Below are 17,963 nucleotides of genomic sequence, written 5' to 3'. Positions count from 1 at the left end.
GATAGTGTCATGATTCGCCTTACTTTTTACAAGGGCTGTGCTAGAGTGAAACAAAACTGGCACTGGAGGGCTGGATGAATGACAAAACATAAACTGCATAGAATAAAAGATACGAAAGGTACTTGGACATACAAAGTCCATACATCCTCCAAAGATGATAGTGCAGAAAGAACATCGGCAGCAACGCTGGAGAACGAACCAGAAGAAACAGACATCACCACGCTGACAGCCGTTAAAGGCACGAATAAGGGGAAATTAAAAAGAAATCCTGTATGGAAAACAATCCTGATTAGTGGGGGAAGTGCTGTGCTTGTCGGTACCTTGATTGGTTTTTTAATTTTCCGGATGTTTCTGCAGGTTGATACACCGACAAGTGCTGAAAATCCATCCCAAACAACCCCAGCGGTAACGCCGGCAGAAAAAGAAGAAGCCAGTCCAGATGTTATTGCTGTCACACTCGCTTCGTTAGAAACCTATATCCTTCAAGCAGGTGTTTTTTCAGATCAAGAAAATGCTGACCCATTAATCGCCAGCTTGAAGAATTTAAATATTCCATCTGTATTTTTTGACAGGGATGGGGAGTTTTATCTAATGGCAGGAGTTGCATCGTCAGAGGATGCTGCACAGGCTCTTGCTGCATCCCTTTCCGATAATCAAGCAGAGCTTTATGTGAAGGCATGGGGAACGCAGACAAAGGACATAGAAATGACCGAAGCAGAAAGGGAATGGATCACAGCGTTTCAAGCTTTTTTTGAGGAGCAGCTTCAGCAGACAGAGTCCAATCAGCCGATTCCTGAGGAAGAGATAGCTGCTCTAGTGGACAAGGCTCCTGCAGAGACTGTGGCGATTGATGAATTATTAAGCAGCATAACCGAAATGCAAGGAGAGCCTTCTTTTTACCAATTGTTGACCTGGATGAAAATCTATGACGAATTATAGGGAGCAGACGTTATAAAACCCTTAGAAAGCTGGATTGAGATGCCCGCTTTCTAAGGGTTTTATAATGAACTGCTGATTTTACATAAAATTTATTTTTATAGTAGTACAAGGTTATCAAAACAACAATTTTTTATTAGAAAACAACGATTATTACTAGATAATTCTTATTGAAAATGGATAATTGTCAAGTTGTAGGAAAAGTGTGTTCTCGCTATGATATAAAGGAAACTTCATTCAGCGAAAGTTTTATCTCCGTTGAAGAAGGAACAAAGGCTAAGTTTACGCCGTCTCCGGGACATTTGTGACCAACAGCCAGTTGAACTGCAATAAATAAACGAAAGGCGGGATACCCGTGGCAAAACCAATTTTTATACGAGATTTACCTACAGAAGACAGACCGAGGGAGCGTTTGTTAAAGCATGGAGCGGATAAGTTGAGCAATCAGGAAATACTTTCTATTCTAATCGGCAGCGGCTCTAAAAATGAACCTGTCCAATTACTAGCAGACCGTATTTTGATGCATTTTGAAGGAATTAAACTGCTAAGAGATGCCACCGTGGAAGAATTGACAGCGATTAAAGGGATTGGAACGGCAAAAAGTTTAAATATACTGGCTGCCATTGAGCTTGGAAAGCGAATCAGCAGCTATAAGCCGGTGGATGCCTATGTAATCCGCTCTCCAGAAGACGGCGCGAATTACGTTATGGAAGAGATGCGTAATTTATCACAGGAGCATTTTGTAGCGCTTTTTTTAAATACTAAAAATCAAATCATTCACCGGCAGACTATCTTTATCGGTTCGTTGAATGCTTCTATCGTCCACCCCCGTGAGCTGTTCCGGGAAGCTGTAAAACGGTCAGCCGCCTCCATACTAGTTTGCCATAACCACCCCTCCGGAGATCCAACCCCCTCACAAGAAGATATTCTTGTTACAAAGCGTCTTGTCGAATCTGGAGATATCATTGGAATAAAGGTTATTGATCATTTAGTTATTGGGAATGAGTGTTTTGTTTCATTAAAACAAAAAGGATACTTATAAATACTATCTATTTTAGCGTTTTTTTCGTATAATTATATTTGGAATTAATTTTCAGCGCCATTTTTCGGAAAATATAAAAGTGGCGCTTCTTAGAATTGTATAAAGTATCACTCCATTCTGCAGGGCGGTTCTTTTCATCCCCTGCAAACGAAGCTTTACTGCGAAAGGAATACATTCTAGAGTGCTGATATAAAACGAAATTGCCTTCCAAGGGAATTTTACGGATGGCTATCCGTGATAGAGGAACAGCTAAAAATTAATATTTGATGGAAGAACGGAAAGGATGAAATTTATGGGGATATTTAACTTTTCACAGGATTTAGGAATTGATTTAGGAACAGCAAATACATTGGTTTATGTAAAAGGTAAAGGAGTTATTGTCCGGGAGCCTTCTGTTGTAGCTAAAAATTTGGAGACTGGGGCCGTCGAGGCTGTTGGAAGTGATGCAAGAATGATGATTGGGCGTACACCCGGAAATATTTCTGTTGTCCGCCCGATGAAGGATGGGGTAATTGCAGATTACGATACTACTTCCATCATGATGAACTACTATATGAAAAAAGCAATGAAGAAACGTTCTCTTTTTGCTAAGAAACCTAATGTAATGATTTGTGTTCCATCTGGCATCACCATGGTGGAGGAACGGGCAGTTATTGATGCAACGAAGCAAGCCGGTGCGAAAGAAGCCTATCCGATTGCAGAGCCCTTTGCAGCGGCAATTGGAGCAGGGCTTCCTGTCTGGGAACCGACAGGAAGTATGATCGTTGATATCGGCGGAGGAACGACGGAAATCGCTGTTATTTCATTGGGAGGAATTGTAACGAGCAGCTCCATTCGAATTGCAGGAGATGATATGGATGAAGCGATTATCTCTTACATAAGAAAAAAATATAACCTAATGATTGGAGAAAGATCCGCTGAATCGATTAAAATGGATATAGCAGCAGCGAAAAAAGGCATTGTTGGAGAAGAACGGGATATTAGAGGGCGTGATTTGTTGACGGGATTGCCAAAAACAATTACAGTTACATCGGAAGAAATTTCTGGAGCTTTGGATGATAATATTGATGCAATTGTGAATGCTGTCAAAACAACATTGGAAAAAACGCCGCCAGAATTATCGGCTGATATCATGGATAGAGGAATCGTCTTATCCGGAGGCGGTGCTCTATTAGAAAATCTGGATAAAGTCATTAGTGATGAAACGAAAATTCCTGTATTTGTTACAGAGGAACCATTGGAAAGCGTGGCAATTGGAACTGGAAAATCACTAGATTACATCGAACAATTCCGTTCAGCTCCGAGTGTGTCTTCACGCGCGTTAAATTAATAAGTAGGTGTTTGTATGAATTTTTTTCGAAGCAAGAAATTATTTATAATCCTTATCGGATTTATTGTACTCGTCGTATTAATAGGATATTCTCTAAACAATCGCGGACATTTAAACGTTGGTGAAAAGATTGTCAGTGATGCCGTGGGGTGGGTGCAGAATGTTGCACAGGCTCCAGTAACGTTTGTCACTGATATTGCTTCCAATATCAGTGATTTCAAGACAACATATGAAGAGAACCAGGTATTAAGGGAGCAGCTTTCTCAACAAAAAAGTGTAGCCTATGACCTGCAAAATCTGGAAGAAGAAAATGAAGAGCTGCGTTCCATGATTGATATGACGGAAACAGCTCGAGACTATGAACCAATCTATGCAACAGTGATTGCCCGTTCGCCGGAGCAATGGGTTAATCAGGTAACCATTAATCGCGGAGAGAATGACGGGGTACAGGAAAATATGGTTGTGCGTACAGCTGAAGGAATGATTGGAAAAGTGCTTCATACATCAGGGGGTACGGCCACGGTACAATTACTGACAGGTTTTGACGAGTTCAACCGTGTTTCTGCAACTGTATTGAGAGAAGACGACAGTGATATTTTTGGAATGATAGAAGGGTTCGATGAAGAGACAGAGATGCTCTTATTCCGCATTATTGAAGAATCGGATACAGATATCGAGGAAGGAGATACCGTATATTCCTCAGAACTTGGCGGAGAGTTTCCTGCTGGCATAACCATTGGTGAAGTAAATGAAGTAGTTGCCGACCAATATGGATTGACCAGAATCGCAATGGTCGAACCGGCGGCGGATTTATTTGACATCCGCAATGTTATTGTTGTGAACCGTTCTATTGACCAGCCGGAAGACGATGTTGAAGAAGGGGATGACGAGTCTTGACTAGACGTGTGATATTCCCTTTGATTCTGTTCGTCGTCATGGTACTCAGCGGCGTGGCTTTAGAGCTTTTACCTCAACAGTTATTAATGGGTACATATATGATTGTGCCGCACTGGCTGTTTATTATGCTCATTTACATTGCCATATTCTACGACCGTAATGATACTTATTATGCTGTTTTATATGCACTTATTTTTGGATTGCTTTTTGATATTGTGTATACAGGTATTTTAGGTGTTTATATGTTTTCTTATGCACTGGTAATTTACATTGTCCGCGGTTTAAAGAAAATGCTGCAAGGTAACTTTTATGTGCTGTTAATCCTTTCCGCTTTTGGAATAGCTTTGGCTGATCTAAGTGTCTATACGGTTTTCACTGTGATTGGATTAGCAGATATGCCGATAGAAGTATACTTATTGAATCGATTAGTGCCTACTATTCTTTTGAATCTTTTATTCCTGGTATTAATCTATCCGCTAATAATAAAACCGATACGGAAATGGGGAAGAGAATTAACCTGATCTGACCGTTTGAAATAAATCTGTTCAAACGTATATTTATGAAAGAGCGGCGGACTCTGCTCAGTCAGTAATCTGCTTTTATGCTGGCTGTAGAAAAAAGAGGTGAATATATCGTGCAAGAAACCAAACCGACCATCACGATTAAAGGGACAAGAGATGGTTTGATTTTATTTATAGATGAAAATTCTTCTTTTGAAGAAATTGTCCAAGATTTAATCAAAAAGCTTGATGAAAGCAGCCCGAAAAAAGAGGAACCTGTAGTTTCTGTAAAAGTAAAACTCGGACACCGTTATTTAACCGAGGAACAGCGCAATCAATTAAAGAAAATTATTGAAGAGAAGAATCGTTTCCAGATTGAAGCAATGGAATCCGAAGTTATACCAATCAAAGATGCAAAAACTTGGCTGGATCAGAGTAAATTAAAAGTAGTTAACCAGATTGTCCGATCTGGACAAGTTCTTGAAACAGAAGGCGATTTGCTGCTGATTGGTGATGTGAACCCTGGAGGCAGAGTAAGAGCCAGAGGAAACATCTATATCATGGGGAACTTATTAGGAATTGCACATGCTGGCACAGAAGGGGACCAAGAAGCTTTTATAGCTGCTTCTTATATGAAACCGGCACAGCTTCGAATTGCAGAATATATCAGTCGGGCACCTGATTATGAAGCAGATGGAGTATACATGGAATGCGGAATCATTGATCCGGATCAGAACAAGATTGTAATTGATTCTATCAAAATACTTTCTAAACAGAGAAAGGTGATTAGCGCATTTGAGAGGAGAATGAATAATGGGTGAAGCGATTGTAATTACATCCGGGAAAGGTGGAGTTGGTAAAACAACGACAACTGCAAATATTGGGACATCTTTAGCATTAATGGATAAAAAAGTTTGTTTAATCGATACAGATATCGGCCTTCGTAATCTCGATGTAATTATGGGGCTGGAAAATCGTATTATTTATGATATTGTTGACGTTATTCAGGGACGCTGTAAGCTGCAGCAGGCTTTAATCAAAGATAAACGTTTTGATTACCTTTCTTTACTTCCTGCCGCACAGACAAGCGATAAGTCATCTGTCACCACAGAGGGAATGAAAGAGATCGTGACAGAATTAAAGCAAGAATACGATTATATCATTATTGATTGTCCGGCAGGTATTGAACAAGGCTTTCAAAATGCCATTGCTGGTGCGGACAGAGCGATTGTAGTCACAACACCTGAAAATTCCAGTGTACGCGATGCAGATCGAATTATCGGATTGATTGAAAAAGAAGATATGATCGAACCGCCGAGACTCGTCATTAATCGAATCCGTAATCATATGATGCAGAATGGCGATATGCTCGATGTAGACGATATTGTTCAGCTCTTAGCAATTGATTTAATTGGGATTGTAGCGGATAGTGAAGAAATGATTAAAGCTTCTAATAAAGGAGAACCCATTGCGCTGCATCCAAATTTTAAATCCTCTATCAGCTATCGCAACATAGCCAGAAGGATTTTAGGCGAAACCGTTCCGCTTCAGTCGCTCGAGGAAGAAAAAAGTTTTATGCAAAAGGTAAAAGCATTCTTTAAAATATAATAATCTTATAAATAAAACATCCGCTGCGGAAGTACCGTGGCGGATGTTTTATTTATTCAGTAGCCAGTAAAAGCTTCTCCAATCGTTTTTCGATAAGGTCTCTCATTAAAATAGAAATCCAAGCATTCATTATCCTCCACAGAAATGCGTTCTCTATCAGGGTATTCAATATAAATAGTATGTTTTTTTTCACGATGAAACCGGGCTAATACATCCAAAAAGCTATCTTGAGGAGAGGCATAAATCGGTTGGATAGCACGTACAAAATGTCCGCTCTCATATCTCTTTAAAAGGAAACGGATAAATACATAAAAGCGATATTTCCATTCTTTTCGATTTTCATGTATTAAAAAGAGCCAAATAAGAAAACTGCTCAGTGTAAATGGAAAGAAAAGAAGCTGAGCGAGAATAATCAGGGCACAAATTACTAAAGAGCTGATGATAGTTACATAATACGCCTTTTTAAAGGTTAAGAAAGTAGTTAAAGCTAAGAAAACAAGTTTTCCGCCATCCAGCGGCCAAATAGGCAGCAAGTTAAATAAGAGGATGATTGTATTATAATAAAGAATTAATCCGTAGTAATAGTCTGGTATCATTCCAAAGGAAAATGCGCTATAAAGGAAGCCAAATATGAAAACTTGTACCATCGGACCTGCCAGTATAACAATTACTTCTTCACGGACGGGGCGAGTCCCGTGTTCATCTGTCTTCATGACGCCGCCGAAAGCCCAAAGAATAATAGCGGAAATTCGCCATTTAAAGGAAGAAGCAGCAATATAGTGCCCTAATTCGTGAAGAAAAACAAGGCTGAATATAATAGCAAGTTCAGTAAAAGAACCTGTTAAAAAGGAAATGACAAAGAATATCCAAAGAATCGGATGTAGATGAATAAGCTGTACGGAATTTTTAAGGCTGTTGATCAACCAGAATCACCTGCTCAGGATCAATATATTGGTTTTCTTGCTCAATTGCGAAAAAAACAGATGAACTTTCGCTTTCCATTTCCATTCCTGAGGTTCCCAGAACTTGCCCATTGGCAATATGCTGATATAAATGAACCTCGATGGAATCTAAAAAGCCATATTGTGTCGTGGTTCCATCTGCATGCTGAATCTTGACTGTTTTTTCTGTGGAACGGTCGTTGCCGGCAAACACAACAATACCTTCTTGGACAGCTGCTACATTTTCTTCTCCCTCCGGTTCAATATAGATGCCTTGCCCATTTTCATGGAAATGCTCTGAAATGATGCCGTTGACTGGAAGATACCCTGCATCGTTGGTTACTTCTTCTGAAACTGTACTCGGCCTGAATGACAGGGGAGCACCAAATGCATCAGAATACCATGCATTTACTTTTGCAAAAGGAAATTGATTCGTTAAAGTGGAAGTAAGCCACTCTTTAGGCTGTTGCATAAATGGCCTGTCTATTTCTGTAACGAATGCGGTCCCCAGAAACAGTGAAACGGACAAAAGAGCCTTCACAGCAATACTGGTAATACGGGAATTGTTCTCAGGACTTGCTGAATTTGTATGGCTGGCGGATATAGAAGGATAAAAACCGTGAGACTCTTCCATTTCCGGTAACGCGTTACTTTGCAGATAATCTTCTTGCTGGCTCCGATTTGTTCGATTTAATCCTTTTGCTTTTTGACGCATTTCAATGGCTTTGCGAATTCTTTTTAAGTTTTTATCCATACATCTCACAATCCTTTATAGCGTGGTGTGATTCATTATATGTGGAACAAGCTGTATATATGAGTAAATGGAAGAAAGATAAATGACAGACTGTGCAGGCTGAAGATGATTGATATTTATCCCTTTATCAACGGATATATCGCAGTGTAATTAAAGGTAAGGTTCTTGCAGAAGGATGCATTATTTTATATAATTTGAAAGACACTCCGTCTAAATGGACGAATATAAAGGTATTTTTTAAAAAAGGTTGACAATGAAACCTGTAAAATGATAAGATTTATCTGTTATGCAAAGTAGCACCCGTGCTACAACCGCGCAGAACAGGTTTTAAAACTGCTGTCTGCAGTACCTGAATGGCGAGTCTGAGTTTAAAGAGGAGGTGCATATAAATGTACGCAATTATTGAAACTGGTGGTAAGCAAGTTAAAGTAACTGAGGGACAAGAAATTTATGTAGAGAAAGTTACTGGTGAAGTGAATGACACGGTGACTTTTGAGAAAGTCCTATTCGTCGGCGGAGACGATGTGAAGGTTGGTGCTCCATATGTGGATGGCGCATCTGTAACAGCTAAGGTTGAAAAACATGGCCGTCAAAAGAAAATTGACGTTGTGAAGTTCAAGCCTAAAAAGAACTATCATCGTAAACAAGGTCATCGTCAACCATATACGAAACTTGTAATCGATAAAATCAGCTTATAAGGATCTGTTGTTCATAATGATTCAGGTAACGGTTTTTCAATCTGACAATCAGGTTACAGCATTTAAACTTACTGGACATGCAGAGAGTGGTCCTTATGGGTATGATCTTGTCTGTGCAGGAGTTTCAGCTGTGACATTTGGTGCTGTGAATGCAATTATGAAGCTATGTGAGACAGACCTCGATATTGATCAGGGAGCTGACGGCGGTTATCTTGCTGTGAAGCTTCCAACAAATATAAGCTCCGAAAAACTTGAAAAAATACAGTGGCTGGTAAAAGGGATGATTGTCTCTTTAGAAACCATTGAAGAAAGTTATGGGGAGCATATTGAACTGAAATTTTCATAAGGAGGTGCATTTTCATGTTACGTCTTGATTTACAATTTTTCGCATCTAAAAAAGGTGTAGGTAGCTCAAAAAACGGTCGTGATTCAGAATCAAAACGACTTGGATCTAAACGTGCTGATGGACAGTTTGTAACTGGCGGTTCTATCCTTTATCGTCAACGCGGTACAAAAATTTATCCAGGTGAGAATGTTGGCCGCGGCGGGGATGACACGCTTTTTGCTAAAATCGATGGTGTTGTGAGATTCGAACGCTTCGGTAGAGATCGTAAAAAAGTCAGTGTTTATCCTGTAGCTAAAGAAGCATAATGCTCGGATAACAGTATAGTTAAGAAACGAACAAGACAGGCTGTCGAGATAATCTCTCGGCAGCCTTCTTTGATTTCTAAAGTATAGCCGGATTCTGCTGTTTACGGCTCTATACTGAATGTGGTGGTGTCCTCCGTTCCATCGCCAGATGGAACGGAGGCAAAAAAATACACTCCTTTTCCTCTCTCTGATAACCTTGAGTTGTCGAGACAAAAGGAATGGGAGAGGAAAAGAGTGCAACATCATTTTATCACAGAGTTATTAGGAATTAAAGATACACATGTAGATGTGTGGGATATCAGAGAAGAAGAAAGTTATTTGATTGCGGAATTATTCACGAAACAGCGTATGCAGAAATGTCCTTGTTGCGGGAAAAGAACGAAACGGATACACAGTTACCGCTGGCAAAGCATCCAAGGACCAGTGTTAACGACAAAAGAAGTTCATATATCTCTGCGAAAGAGACGTTATATTTGTATGTCGTGTCACCACACATTTTATGAGCGTCTCCAAATGATCCATCGGTATCAACGGTGTACGGCGAGTGTGCAAACGGCAGCGATGATGCATGCCGCTGTAAGTTCCTTTCGTACAGCGGCGCTGGTAACGGGAGTAACAGTGAATCGTGTGTTACGGTGGTTTGATCAGAAGGAACTGCCCACCAGCAAAGTGTTACCGCGAGTCATTGCGATCGATGAGTTTAAAGGCGACGCAGATGGAGAGAGGTTTCAATTGAATGTGGTCGATGTGGAGAACCGAAGAATTATCGATATCTTGCCAGATCGAAAAGTGGAGACCATTGAAGCGTACTTAAATTCCTGCGATACAGGTAAAGTGGAAATGGTAGTAATGGATTTATCTCAAGCGTTTAAACAAGCGATTCGAAAAGCGCTGGGAAACCCATTGATTATCGCTGACCGTTTTCACTTTATGCGTCAGGCCTACTGGGCTTTGGATGAGGTCCGCCGTGAAGTTCAAAAGCAATTGCCCAAGAAAGATCGAATTCGAATGAAACGCTCCAAAAAACTTCTGTGGAAATCATGGACAACCTGTTCGGATGATCAGAAGAAGAAAGTCCAGGAATTATTAAAGATAGATCTCCGTTTAAAGGAAGCCTATGATTTAAAGCATGAACTGGATACGTGGTTTAAGGAAAGTGATGCGCACAATGCCACAGCGGGATTAGAAGCATGTCTGGAAAAGTTGAATGCATCCAGATTAGAAGGATTTCATCGTGTCGCACGTACATTTAAAAGATGGCAACAAGAAATTCTGCATTCTTTTATGTATCCTTTTAATAATGGCTACATAGAAGGCGTTAATAATACGATTAAAGTATTAAAAAGATTATCTTATGGAATTAAACAGTTTGATCGAATGAGAAAGAAAATTCTATGGCAACAAGAGGTAAAGCTTGTGTTAAAGCAAGCTTATAAATAAAGAGGTGGAGGAATGATATTCCACCACCACATTTGACATAGAACCCTGTTTACGACTTTTGATTTCCTCTGATTTCTGCTATACTCAATTTTAATGAGGTGAAGGAATGGACGAAAAGGAGACAGTTGGTTTAATCCAGAAGTATCGACATGATCTAATGAACCGATTACAAATTGTTTCCGGTTATTTGAGTATGGGAAAAGCAGATAAAGCAAAAAAGAATTTAGATGATGTAATCAAGTTTTATGAAGAGGAACGAAAACTGATGCGGTTGAATGCTGATGCATTTATGATCTGGGTATTGCGGTTTCAGGATAACTACCCTTCTTTTGCATTAACCTATCGTATAGATTTGCTGGAATCAATGGAAAAATCCATTGACGGGCAAAAGCTTCTCTCTGCTTGTGAAGCATTATTAGCTGTTTTATCAGATGCTGCAGAAGCGTTCCATGTGCACGAACTCTTTCTCCATATGAAAGAAAAAGAAACCCATTGGGAAATCGGGATGAACATAAATGATGTCGTACTTGAGAAAATAAATATGAATAACGTAGAAAAACAATATGGGATTTCTATGACGAATGAAAAAGAACAAACAAGCTTTAATTGGAAAATAGCAAAGGAAGAAAGAGGTGAATAGCCATGTTTGTTGATCAGGTAAGTGTCTATGTGAAAGCCGGAGACGGCGGTAATGGACTTGTTGCATACCGCAGGGAGAAATATGTTCCAAAAGGCGGCCCCGCAGGTGGAGATGGCGGTAATGGAGCGGATATCGTCTTTAAGGTAGATGAAGGTTTAAATACATTAATGGATTTTCGCTACAATCGTCATTTTAAAGGTAAACGCGGTGAAAACGGAATGAGTAAAACCCAGCACGGTAAAAATGCTGCTGCTTATGTGATTCCAGTACCACCCGGAACAACTGTAATCGATGAAGATACAGAAGAAGTAATAGCCGATTTAACAACTCACGAGCAAGAGGCTGTTATCGCAAAAGGCGGACGGGGAGGAAGAGGTAACACAAGGTTTGCCAGTCCGCGTAATCCAGCTCCCGATATGGCAGAAAACGGTGAACCGGGGCAGGAGCGTAATATTAAAGTAGAGCTGAAGCTGATTGCTGATGTGGGATTGGTCGGTTTTCCAAGTGTTGGAAAGTCTACATTATTGTCTGTCGTCAGTGCGGCTAAGCCAAAGGTTGCTGCTTATCATTTTACAACGATTGCTCCAAATCTGGGTGTTGTGGACACAGGAGACCAGCGCAGCTTTGTGATGGCCGATTTACCCGGTTTAATAGAGGGCGCCTCCCAGGGGGTTGGATTGGGCCATCAATTCCTGCGCCATGTGGAGCGTACAAGAGTTATTGTTCATGTGATTGATATGGCAGGGACAGAAGGACGCGACCCTTATGAAGACTATATTAAGATTAATGAAGAGCTGGCGGCGTATGATAAGAAGCTTTTAACAAGACCGCAAATCATCGCTGCCAATAAAATGGACATGCCGGGTTCAGAAGAGAATTTAGCAGGGTTCAAAGAAAACCTTGGGGAAGAAGTTCTGATATATAAAATTTCAGCTGTTACCAAGGATGGTCTGAGAGATTTATTATTTGCAGTGGCAGATAAGCTGGAAGAGATTCCAAAATATGAGCCAGAGATAGAGCAGGCGGATGAAACGGTTGTTTATCGTTACCAGAAGGAAGAGGATCCTTTCCATATCACAAGAGATCCGGATGGTGCATACGTACTCTATGGACATCGAATCGAAACATTATTTAAAATGACTGATTTCCAACATGATGAAGCTGTTCAGCGTTTTTCACGCCAATTAAGAGGAATGGGTGTAGATAAAGCGCTTCGTGAGCGCGGAGCACAAGACGGTGATACGGTTCGGCTGTTAGATTATGAATTTGATTTTATTGAATAGATTTTAATTTTCAGTTCCAAGCGCCAAAAACGAAGAAATAACACATGAGCCCCGGCGGAAAAACTTAGCAGCCTGCAAGCCTGCAGGTGCGGACAGATCAAAGTTAAACCGCTCTAAATGAACAGGGGCTCAAGTTTCGGCGTTGTTTAACAGGTGCTTTGCATTTTTCTATTTAGGAGGAAATGAAGTTGACGAGTATTGGTTATTTAGGCCCCAAAGGAACATTTACAAAATTAGCAGTAGATGCAACGTTTAACGGAGAACATAAAGAAGCTTTTAAAACAATCCCAGAATGTATCGATGCCGTAGATAAAGGAGAAATTGATATTGGAGTTGTTCCGTTAGAAAACGCTATTGAAGGAACTGTACAATTGACGGTGGATTATTTGATTCATCAAGTGCGAATCCCTGTAGTGGGAGAAATCGTTGTCCCGATTCAACAGCATTTATTGGTGCGCAGTGATATAGTTCAAAAAGAATCCGATATAGAAGAGGTACATTCGCATAGTCATGCTATTGCTCAGTGCCATCAATATTTGCACCAGAATTTACATAATGCCAAAATTGCTTTTACTTCCTCAACGGGGAAAGCGGCTGAAATCGTAAGCAATTCTGATCAGCCCATTGCAGCTATCGGAAATCGGGCAGCAGCTTCAGAGTATGGCTTGGAAATAATGAAAGAAAATATTCATGATTATCCAAATAACCATACCCGATTCCTGGTCCTTTCTCACCAGCCGGAGAAGGTTAAAATCAAAAGCGAAGCCAAGGGTGATAAAACAACGCTTTTAATTACGCTGCCAAGTGACCAGGCAGGAGCACTGCATCAAATTCTTTCTGCCTTTGCGTGGCGTAAATTGAATTTATCTAAGATTGAGTCCAGGCCTACGAAAACAGGATTAGGCAATTATTTCTTTATTATTGATGTGAATCAAGCCTATGATGACGTTCTTCTTCCCGGTGTAAAGGCTGAACTGGAAGCATTAGGATGCCAGGTTACAATTTTGGGATCATATTCTGTTTATGATATCTTATAAGTTAAAAGTCCTGTCCCTATTTGAAGTTTAGAAGTGATAACAGCGATAATATAATATTTTAAAATAAAAGATAGGTAACAATTTGCAAACAGAATATAGGAGAACAAAAGAAAAAAGTGCTGAGTGATTACGCCCAGCACTTTTTTCTTGCTTATATACCTTTTGTATCGTCTTTTTGCTTTTCTCTGTACGTTTCTAATTTTTTCTCATATTCCTCTGGCGATGTTTCCAGATAAGTTTTCACCCGCTGTTTGTTCGGTGTAATCGTTAGCCCCAGGAATTTTCTTTCTTCATTAGCAATTTTGAAGAAGGATATAACCAGCAATATGACTACAATACTAAATGGCAGAGCAGCTGTTATCGCAGCTGATTGTAATGCGTCAAGACCAGTTTCTCCTCCCGCTAATAAAAGAATAAATGCAATAGCTGATAAGGAAACTCCCCAAACAATTTTCACTCTTCCAGGCGGTGTCAGAGACCCGAAGGAGGTTTGCATTCCTAAAACGAAAGTTGCCGAGTCGGCAGAGGTTATAAAGAATATGGATACAAGCAGAATCGCAATAATTGATAGTATCACGCCCATTGGAAGTTCGTTGAAAATTCCAAACAATTGTGTTTCGGGCGGCATATCAAATATATGTGGAGTACTTTGACCGATAGAGATGCCAGTGACTCCAAATACGCTGAACCATATAATACCTATTACTGTAGGAACCAGCAATACAGCAAGAATAAATTCACGTACTGTACGACCCTTGGAAACACGTGCAATGAAGATTCCCACAAACGGGCTCCAGCTCATCCACCAGCCCCAATAGTAAATCGTCCAGTCGGACATCCAATCACTTTTTTGCTGATTCAGCGGTGCGACATCTAAAGCATTATATACGAAATTTTGCAGATAGCCGCCAGTGCCGGAGGTCATAATATTCAAGATTAAAATAGTCGGTCCGACAATTAATATGATTAGAAATAAAATTCCGGCCAATACCATGTTTGCATTACTTAAATATTGGATTCCTTTGCTTAAACCGCTCCAAGCGCTGATTAAGAACAGCACTGTTACCACAGCTATAATAATTGCTTGTACGAATATGTTATTAGGTATACCGATTAAGTAGTTTAAACCGCCATTAATCTGCAAAGCACCTACACCAAGTGAGACGGCAACACCGATTACGGTTGCAAAAACTGCAAGAACGTCTACCACGGTGCCCAATGGTCCATCAACGCGATCGTGGAATATCGGGCGTAATGCTTTGGATAAAAGTCCAACTTCCCCTCTTCTAAATTGAGAATATGCGAGTGCCAATGCTACAACACCATATATAGCCCATGCATGGAAGCCATAGTGTAAGAAAGTAGAGCGCATCGATTCAAGCATCGCTTCGTTCGTCTCTGGATCCGCTGTTGGCGGAGCAAGATAATGCGAAACAGGCTCAGACGCACCATAGAACACTAACCCAATTCCCATCCCGGCACTAAATAACATAGCAAGCCAAGAAACGGTATTGAATTCTGGTTTATCTTTTGGTTTTCCTAACTTTAACGTTCCGATTGGACTGAAAATAAGAAAAATACAGAAGAAAACGAGGATGGTTGTAAGAATCATGTAATACCAGCCAAAATATTCTGTAATCCAATCTGATAAATTACCTGCAATGTTTCCAAATCCTTCTGGAAAAACTGCTCCAAGTATTACTAAAATGCCAATAACAATAGAGGCGTAAAGAAAAACGTTAGACATTTTTCTTTTTGATGAGTTTTTACTCATAATTTGCTCCTTCCCGTATTTAAAACAATCCTAAATACAAATTTGAATTTTGTATTTTATAGACTTTCATATCCTAACAAGGAACCATCATAAAATCAACTGCAATCTGGATAAAAATAAAGCGAAAGCCTTATTGTACAGCGGTAAGAATGGATTTTAAATTTTATTAAGCTTCTTGTTTCAGGATATCCCCTTATATCTATATACCTCTATAAGATAAAAGAAAACATTTTTATATCAAAATGCGCCTTCAACAGAATAAATGAACTGTCCAATGAAAAAAGAAAACCATTTTTAAGGTGCCTGTTGTTTGCAGGTTCTGTTCAGGCGGACAGCCCGGGATAAAATAAAACGGTACAAGAAAAAGCGCTGAGTTATTTTCTTCCCAGCACTTTTTAAGCATCTAATCAGTGTTCAAAAATCTTTCATAACAGAACCTGTCCCTAAGCATGCAACAGCACAGAGTCTGACGGAGAAGCAAGCTGAGAGGCGTCCACAGAATTTAATTTGTTTGCATACTTATTTACCACGGAGAACCGTCCGTAAAACTCCCGCTGAGTGAAGTTTTATTTTATATTCCTTTGGTATCGTCTTTTTTCTTTTCCCGGTATGTTTCTAAATTCTTTTCGTATTCCTCTGGGGAATTTTCCAGATATGTCTGCATTCTTTTTTTGTTAGGAGTTATAGATAAACCTAAAAATTTCCTTTCCTCGTTAGCAACTTTAAAGAAGGATATCACCAGCAATATAACCACGATGCTGAATGGCAAGGCAGCGGTTATTGCGGCGGACTGCAGTGCATCGAGGCCATTTTCTCCGCCTGCCAAAAGAAGGATATATCCAATGGCTGATAATGCAATCCCCCAAATAATTTTTATCTTCCTATCTGGAGTTAAAGACCCAAAGGATGTTTGCATCCCTAAAACGAAAGTTGCTGAATCCGCAGAAGTTATAAAGAATATGGTTACGAGCAGAATTGTAACAATGGATAAAATGGTGCCCAGCGGCATTTCATTGAAAACTGCAAATAATTGCGTTTCCGGGCCCATATTAAAGATTTGCGGAGCACTTTGGGCAATCGAAATACTTGTAACGCCAAATACACTGAACCATAAAATACTAATGATTGTAGGAACAAGCATTACAGCCAAAACAAATTCTCGAATTGACCGGCCTCTGGAAACACGGGCGATGAAGATGCCGACAAATGGACTCCAGCTCATCCACCAGCCCCAATAATAAAGCGTCCAGTCAGCCATCCATTCACGCTTTTGAGCATTTAGCGGCGCGACGTCTAAAGAATTATACAAAAGATTTTGCAGATAGGAGCCTGCTCCGCTTGTCATCATATTTAAGATTAGAATAGTTGGTCCAACAATTAATATAGTAAGAAAGATGATGCCGGCTAACACCATGTTTGCATTGCTCAAATATTGAAGCCCTTTATTTATTCCGCTCCAGGCGCTGATAAGGAATAGCACCGTTACAATAGCGATAATGATCCCCTGAACGATTGAGTTATTAGGCACACTGAACAGGTAGTTTAACCCGCCATTGATTTGTAAAGCTCCGACACCGAGCGATACGGCAACACCAATTACAGTTGCAAAAACGGCTAATACATCTACGACAGTGCCGAATATACCGTCCACACGATCATGGAATAATGGACGCAGGGCTTTAGATAATAGTCCGACCTCTCCTTTTCGAAACTGGGAATATGCGAGAGAAAGAGCAACTACGCCATATATCGCCCAGGCATGAAACCCATAATGTAAAAAAGTGGAGCGGATCGACTCAAGCATCGCGGCATTGGTTTCTGGATCTTCTGTAGGTGGAGCAATATAATGTGAAATTGGCTCAGAGGCACCATAGAACACTAATCCAATCCCCATCCCGGCACTGAATAACATGGCAAGCCAAGAAATTGTATTGAATTCTGGTTTATCTCTTGGCTTCCCTAATTTTAAAGTTCCTATAGGACTGAAAATAAGAAATAAACAGAAGAAAACAAGAATCGCAGTAAGAATCATGTAATACCAGCCAAAATAGTTCGTGATCCAGGAGGATACGTTTCCGGAAATTTGTCCGAATTGATTTGGAAATACTGCACCAAGTATCACTAAAATACCTACAACAATAGAGGCATAAATGAAAACATCAGATATTTTCCTTTTTTTAGAGGGGTTGCTCATAATTTTCTCCTTCCAGTATTTAAAAAATACCTACAATGATTTTTATTATTTTTTAGAATCCAGTTTCCTAAGCAAGCATAAAAAATAATCTCTGCCATGAACGACTCATCTCAGACGCTATAACATTTACGGCCAGCATGAAAACAGACTCCAGACTAAAACAAAACCTATGATTGGAGCGTGTCCAAATAAATACCCGACACAAGAAACGTTATTTAAACGATGCTTTCTCTGGTTA

Annotated in this window: 18 protein-coding genes and 1 other annotated feature; of the genes, 14 read left to right on the top strand and 4 right to left on the bottom strand. The window is 40.0% G+C overall.

The genetic code is table 11. From position 1 onward, the window contains the following. Nucleotides 1-78: 78 nt before the first annotated feature. From BN997_RS18345 to minD, 7 genes are all read left to right on the top strand, one after another. A complete protein-coding gene (locus BN997_RS18345) occupies nt 79-939 on the top strand; it encodes an SPOR domain-containing protein (RefSeq protein WP_042534396.1) in 861 nt (286 codons plus the stop codon). 352 nt (nt 940-1,291) lie between these two features. Beyond that, nucleotides 1,292-1,978 carry a RadC family protein gene (gene radC, locus BN997_RS18340; RefSeq protein WP_084612981.1) on the top strand — a complete coding sequence of 229 codons (687 nt, stop codon included), beginning with the start codon at nt 1,292-1,294 and terminating at the stop codon, nt 1,976-1,978. Between the two features lie 292 nt (nt 1,979-2,270). Beyond that, a complete protein-coding gene (locus BN997_RS18335) occupies nt 2,271-3,308 on the top strand; it encodes a rod shape-determining protein (protein ID WP_042534394.1) in 1,038 nt (345 codons plus the stop codon). A gap of 15 nt (nt 3,309-3,323) precedes the next feature. Then, nucleotides 3,324-4,205, top strand: a complete 882-nt coding sequence (gene mreC, locus BN997_RS18330) for a rod shape-determining protein MreC (protein WP_042534393.1) — start codon at nt 3,324-3,326, stop codon at nt 4,203-4,205. Next, nucleotides 4,202-4,726, top strand: coding sequence for a rod shape-determining protein MreD (mreD, locus tag BN997_RS18325; RefSeq protein WP_042534391.1), 525 nt, complete (start codon nt 4,202-4,204; stop codon nt 4,724-4,726). The genes mreC and mreD overlap by 4 nt, the downstream gene beginning before the upstream one ends. Before the next feature lie 113 nt (nt 4,727-4,839). After that, nucleotides 4,840-5,526 (top strand): septum site-determining protein MinC, encoded by a 687-nt coding sequence (minC, locus tag BN997_RS18320; RefSeq protein WP_042536291.1) that lies wholly within the window; start codon nt 4,840-4,842, stop codon nt 5,524-5,526. Then, nucleotides 5,519-6,313, top strand: a complete 795-nt coding sequence (gene minD, locus BN997_RS18315) for a septum site-determining protein MinD (RefSeq protein WP_042534389.1) — start codon at nt 5,519-5,521, stop codon at nt 6,311-6,313. The genes minC and minD overlap by 8 nt, the downstream gene beginning before the upstream one ends. 56 nt (nt 6,314-6,369) lie before the next feature. Here minD and BN997_RS18310 read toward each other — a convergent pair whose 3' ends face one another. After that, nucleotides 6,370-7,236: a M50 family metallopeptidase gene (locus tag BN997_RS18310; RefSeq protein WP_052485080.1), complete on the bottom strand. Its 867-nt coding sequence runs from the start codon at nt 7,234-7,236 to the stop codon at nt 6,370-6,372. Further along, a complete protein-coding gene (locus BN997_RS18305; protein ID WP_042534387.1) occupies nt 7,220-8,008 on the bottom strand; it encodes a M23 family metallopeptidase in 789 nt (262 codons plus the stop codon). The genes BN997_RS18310 and BN997_RS18305 overlap by 17 nt, the downstream gene beginning before the upstream one ends. Nucleotides 8,009-8,307: 299 nt before the next feature. Beyond that, nucleotides 8,308-8,382, top strand: a sequence feature (ribosomal protein L21 leader region). A gap of 15 nt (nt 8,383-8,397) precedes the next feature. Between BN997_RS18305 and rplU the strand changes: the two genes are divergently transcribed. The 7 genes from rplU (at nt 8,398) to pheA (ending at nt 13,757) form a co-directional block, all read left to right on the top strand. Beyond that, entirely contained in the window at nt 8,398-8,706 is a 309-nt protein-coding gene (gene rplU / locus BN997_RS18300; protein WP_042534385.1) for a 50S ribosomal protein L21, read from the top strand. A 16-nt stretch (nt 8,707-8,722) separates the two neighbouring features. Continuing rightward, entirely contained in the window at nt 8,723-9,052 is a 330-nt protein-coding gene (locus tag BN997_RS18295) for a ribosomal-processing cysteine protease Prp (RefSeq protein WP_042534383.1), read from the top strand. Nucleotides 9,053-9,066: 14 nt separating this feature from the next. Then, complete coding sequence (gene rpmA / locus BN997_RS18290; RefSeq protein ID WP_042534381.1) at nt 9,067-9,357, top strand: 50S ribosomal protein L27; 291 nt, start codon at nt 9,067-9,069, stop codon at nt 9,355-9,357. Nucleotides 9,358-9,591: 234 nt separating this feature from the next. Continuing rightward, a complete protein-coding gene (locus BN997_RS18285) occupies nt 9,592-10,797 on the top strand; it encodes an ISL3 family transposase (protein WP_042529866.1) in 1,206 nt (401 codons plus the stop codon). Nucleotides 10,798-10,903: 106 nt separating this feature from the next. After that, a complete protein-coding gene (locus BN997_RS18280) occupies nt 10,904-11,437 on the top strand; it encodes a Spo0B domain-containing protein (RefSeq protein ID WP_042534379.1) in 534 nt (177 codons plus the stop codon). Between the two features lie 2 nt (nt 11,438-11,439). After that, nucleotides 11,440-12,720 (top strand): GTPase ObgE, encoded by a 1,281-nt coding sequence (obgE, locus tag BN997_RS18275; protein WP_042534378.1) that lies wholly within the window; start codon nt 11,440-11,442, stop codon nt 12,718-12,720. 182 nt (nt 12,721-12,902) lie between these two features. Beyond that, nucleotides 12,903-13,757 (top strand): prephenate dehydratase, encoded by an 855-nt coding sequence (pheA, locus tag BN997_RS18270; RefSeq protein WP_042534376.1) that lies wholly within the window; start codon nt 12,903-12,905, stop codon nt 13,755-13,757. A 151-nt stretch (nt 13,758-13,908) separates the two neighbouring features. Here the strand turns inward: pheA and BN997_RS18265 are convergent, their stop codons facing one another. Both BN997_RS18265 and BN997_RS18260 read right to left on the bottom strand, forming a co-directional pair. Then, nucleotides 13,909-15,531 carry a BCCT family transporter gene (locus tag BN997_RS18265; RefSeq protein ID WP_042534374.1) on the bottom strand — a complete coding sequence of 541 codons (1,623 nt, stop codon included), beginning with the start codon at nt 15,529-15,531 and terminating at the stop codon, nt 13,909-13,911. Between the two features lie 571 nt (nt 15,532-16,102). After that, nucleotides 16,103-17,725 (bottom strand): BCCT family transporter, encoded by a 1,623-nt coding sequence (locus BN997_RS18260; protein ID WP_042534373.1) that lies wholly within the window; start codon nt 17,723-17,725, stop codon nt 16,103-16,105. Nucleotides 17,726-17,963 lie beyond the last annotated feature (238 nt).

Origin of the sequence: Oceanobacillus oncorhynchi (assembly GCF_000821065.1) — a bacterium.
GTDB lineage: Bacteria > Bacillota > Bacilli > Bacillales > Amphibacillaceae > Oceanobacillus > Oceanobacillus oncorhynchi.
Note: the sequence above shows the minus strand (reverse complement) of the source record. Positions and strands in the feature narration are given on the sequence as shown.

What these genes read in the sequence shown, in the direction of transcription:
- BN997_RS18345 (WP_042534396.1), top strand. Translation starts at nt 79, where the DNA reads ATGACAAAACATAAACTGCATAGAATAAAAGATACGAAAGGTACTTGG.
- BN997_RS18335 (WP_042534394.1), top strand. Translation starts at nt 2,271, where the DNA reads ATGGGGATATTTAACTTTTCACAGGATTTAGGAATTGATTTAGGAACA.
- mreC (WP_042534393.1), top strand. Translation starts at nt 3,324, where the DNA reads ATGAATTTTTTTCGAAGCAAGAAATTATTTATAATCCTTATCGGATTT.
- minD (WP_042534389.1), top strand. Translation starts at nt 5,519, where the DNA reads ATGGGTGAAGCGATTGTAATTACATCCGGGAAAGGTGGAGTTGGTAAA.
- BN997_RS18305 (WP_042534387.1), bottom strand. Translation starts at nt 8,008, where the DNA reads ATGGATAAAAACTTAAAAAGAATTCGCAAAGCCATTGAAATGCGTCAA.
- rplU (WP_042534385.1), top strand. Translation starts at nt 8,398, where the DNA reads ATGTACGCAATTATTGAAACTGGTGGTAAGCAAGTTAAAGTAACTGAG.
- BN997_RS18295 (WP_042534383.1), top strand. Translation starts at nt 8,723, where the DNA reads ATGATTCAGGTAACGGTTTTTCAATCTGACAATCAGGTTACAGCATTT.
- rpmA (WP_042534381.1), top strand. Translation starts at nt 9,067, where the DNA reads ATGTTACGTCTTGATTTACAATTTTTCGCATCTAAAAAAGGTGTAGGT.
- BN997_RS18280 (WP_042534379.1), top strand. Translation starts at nt 10,904, where the DNA reads ATGGACGAAAAGGAGACAGTTGGTTTAATCCAGAAGTATCGACATGAT.
- obgE (WP_042534378.1), top strand. Translation starts at nt 11,440, where the DNA reads ATGTTTGTTGATCAGGTAAGTGTCTATGTGAAAGCCGGAGACGGCGGT.
- pheA (WP_042534376.1), top strand. Translation starts at nt 12,903, where the DNA reads ATGAAGTTGACGAGTATTGGTTATTTAGGCCCCAAAGGAACATTTACA.
- BN997_RS18265 (WP_042534374.1), bottom strand. Translation starts at nt 15,531, where the DNA reads ATGAGTAAAAACTCATCAAAAAGAAAAATGTCTAACGTTTTTCTTTAC.
- BN997_RS18260 (WP_042534373.1), bottom strand. Translation starts at nt 17,725, where the DNA reads ATGAGCAACCCCTCTAAAAAAAGGAAAATATCTGATGTTTTCATTTAT.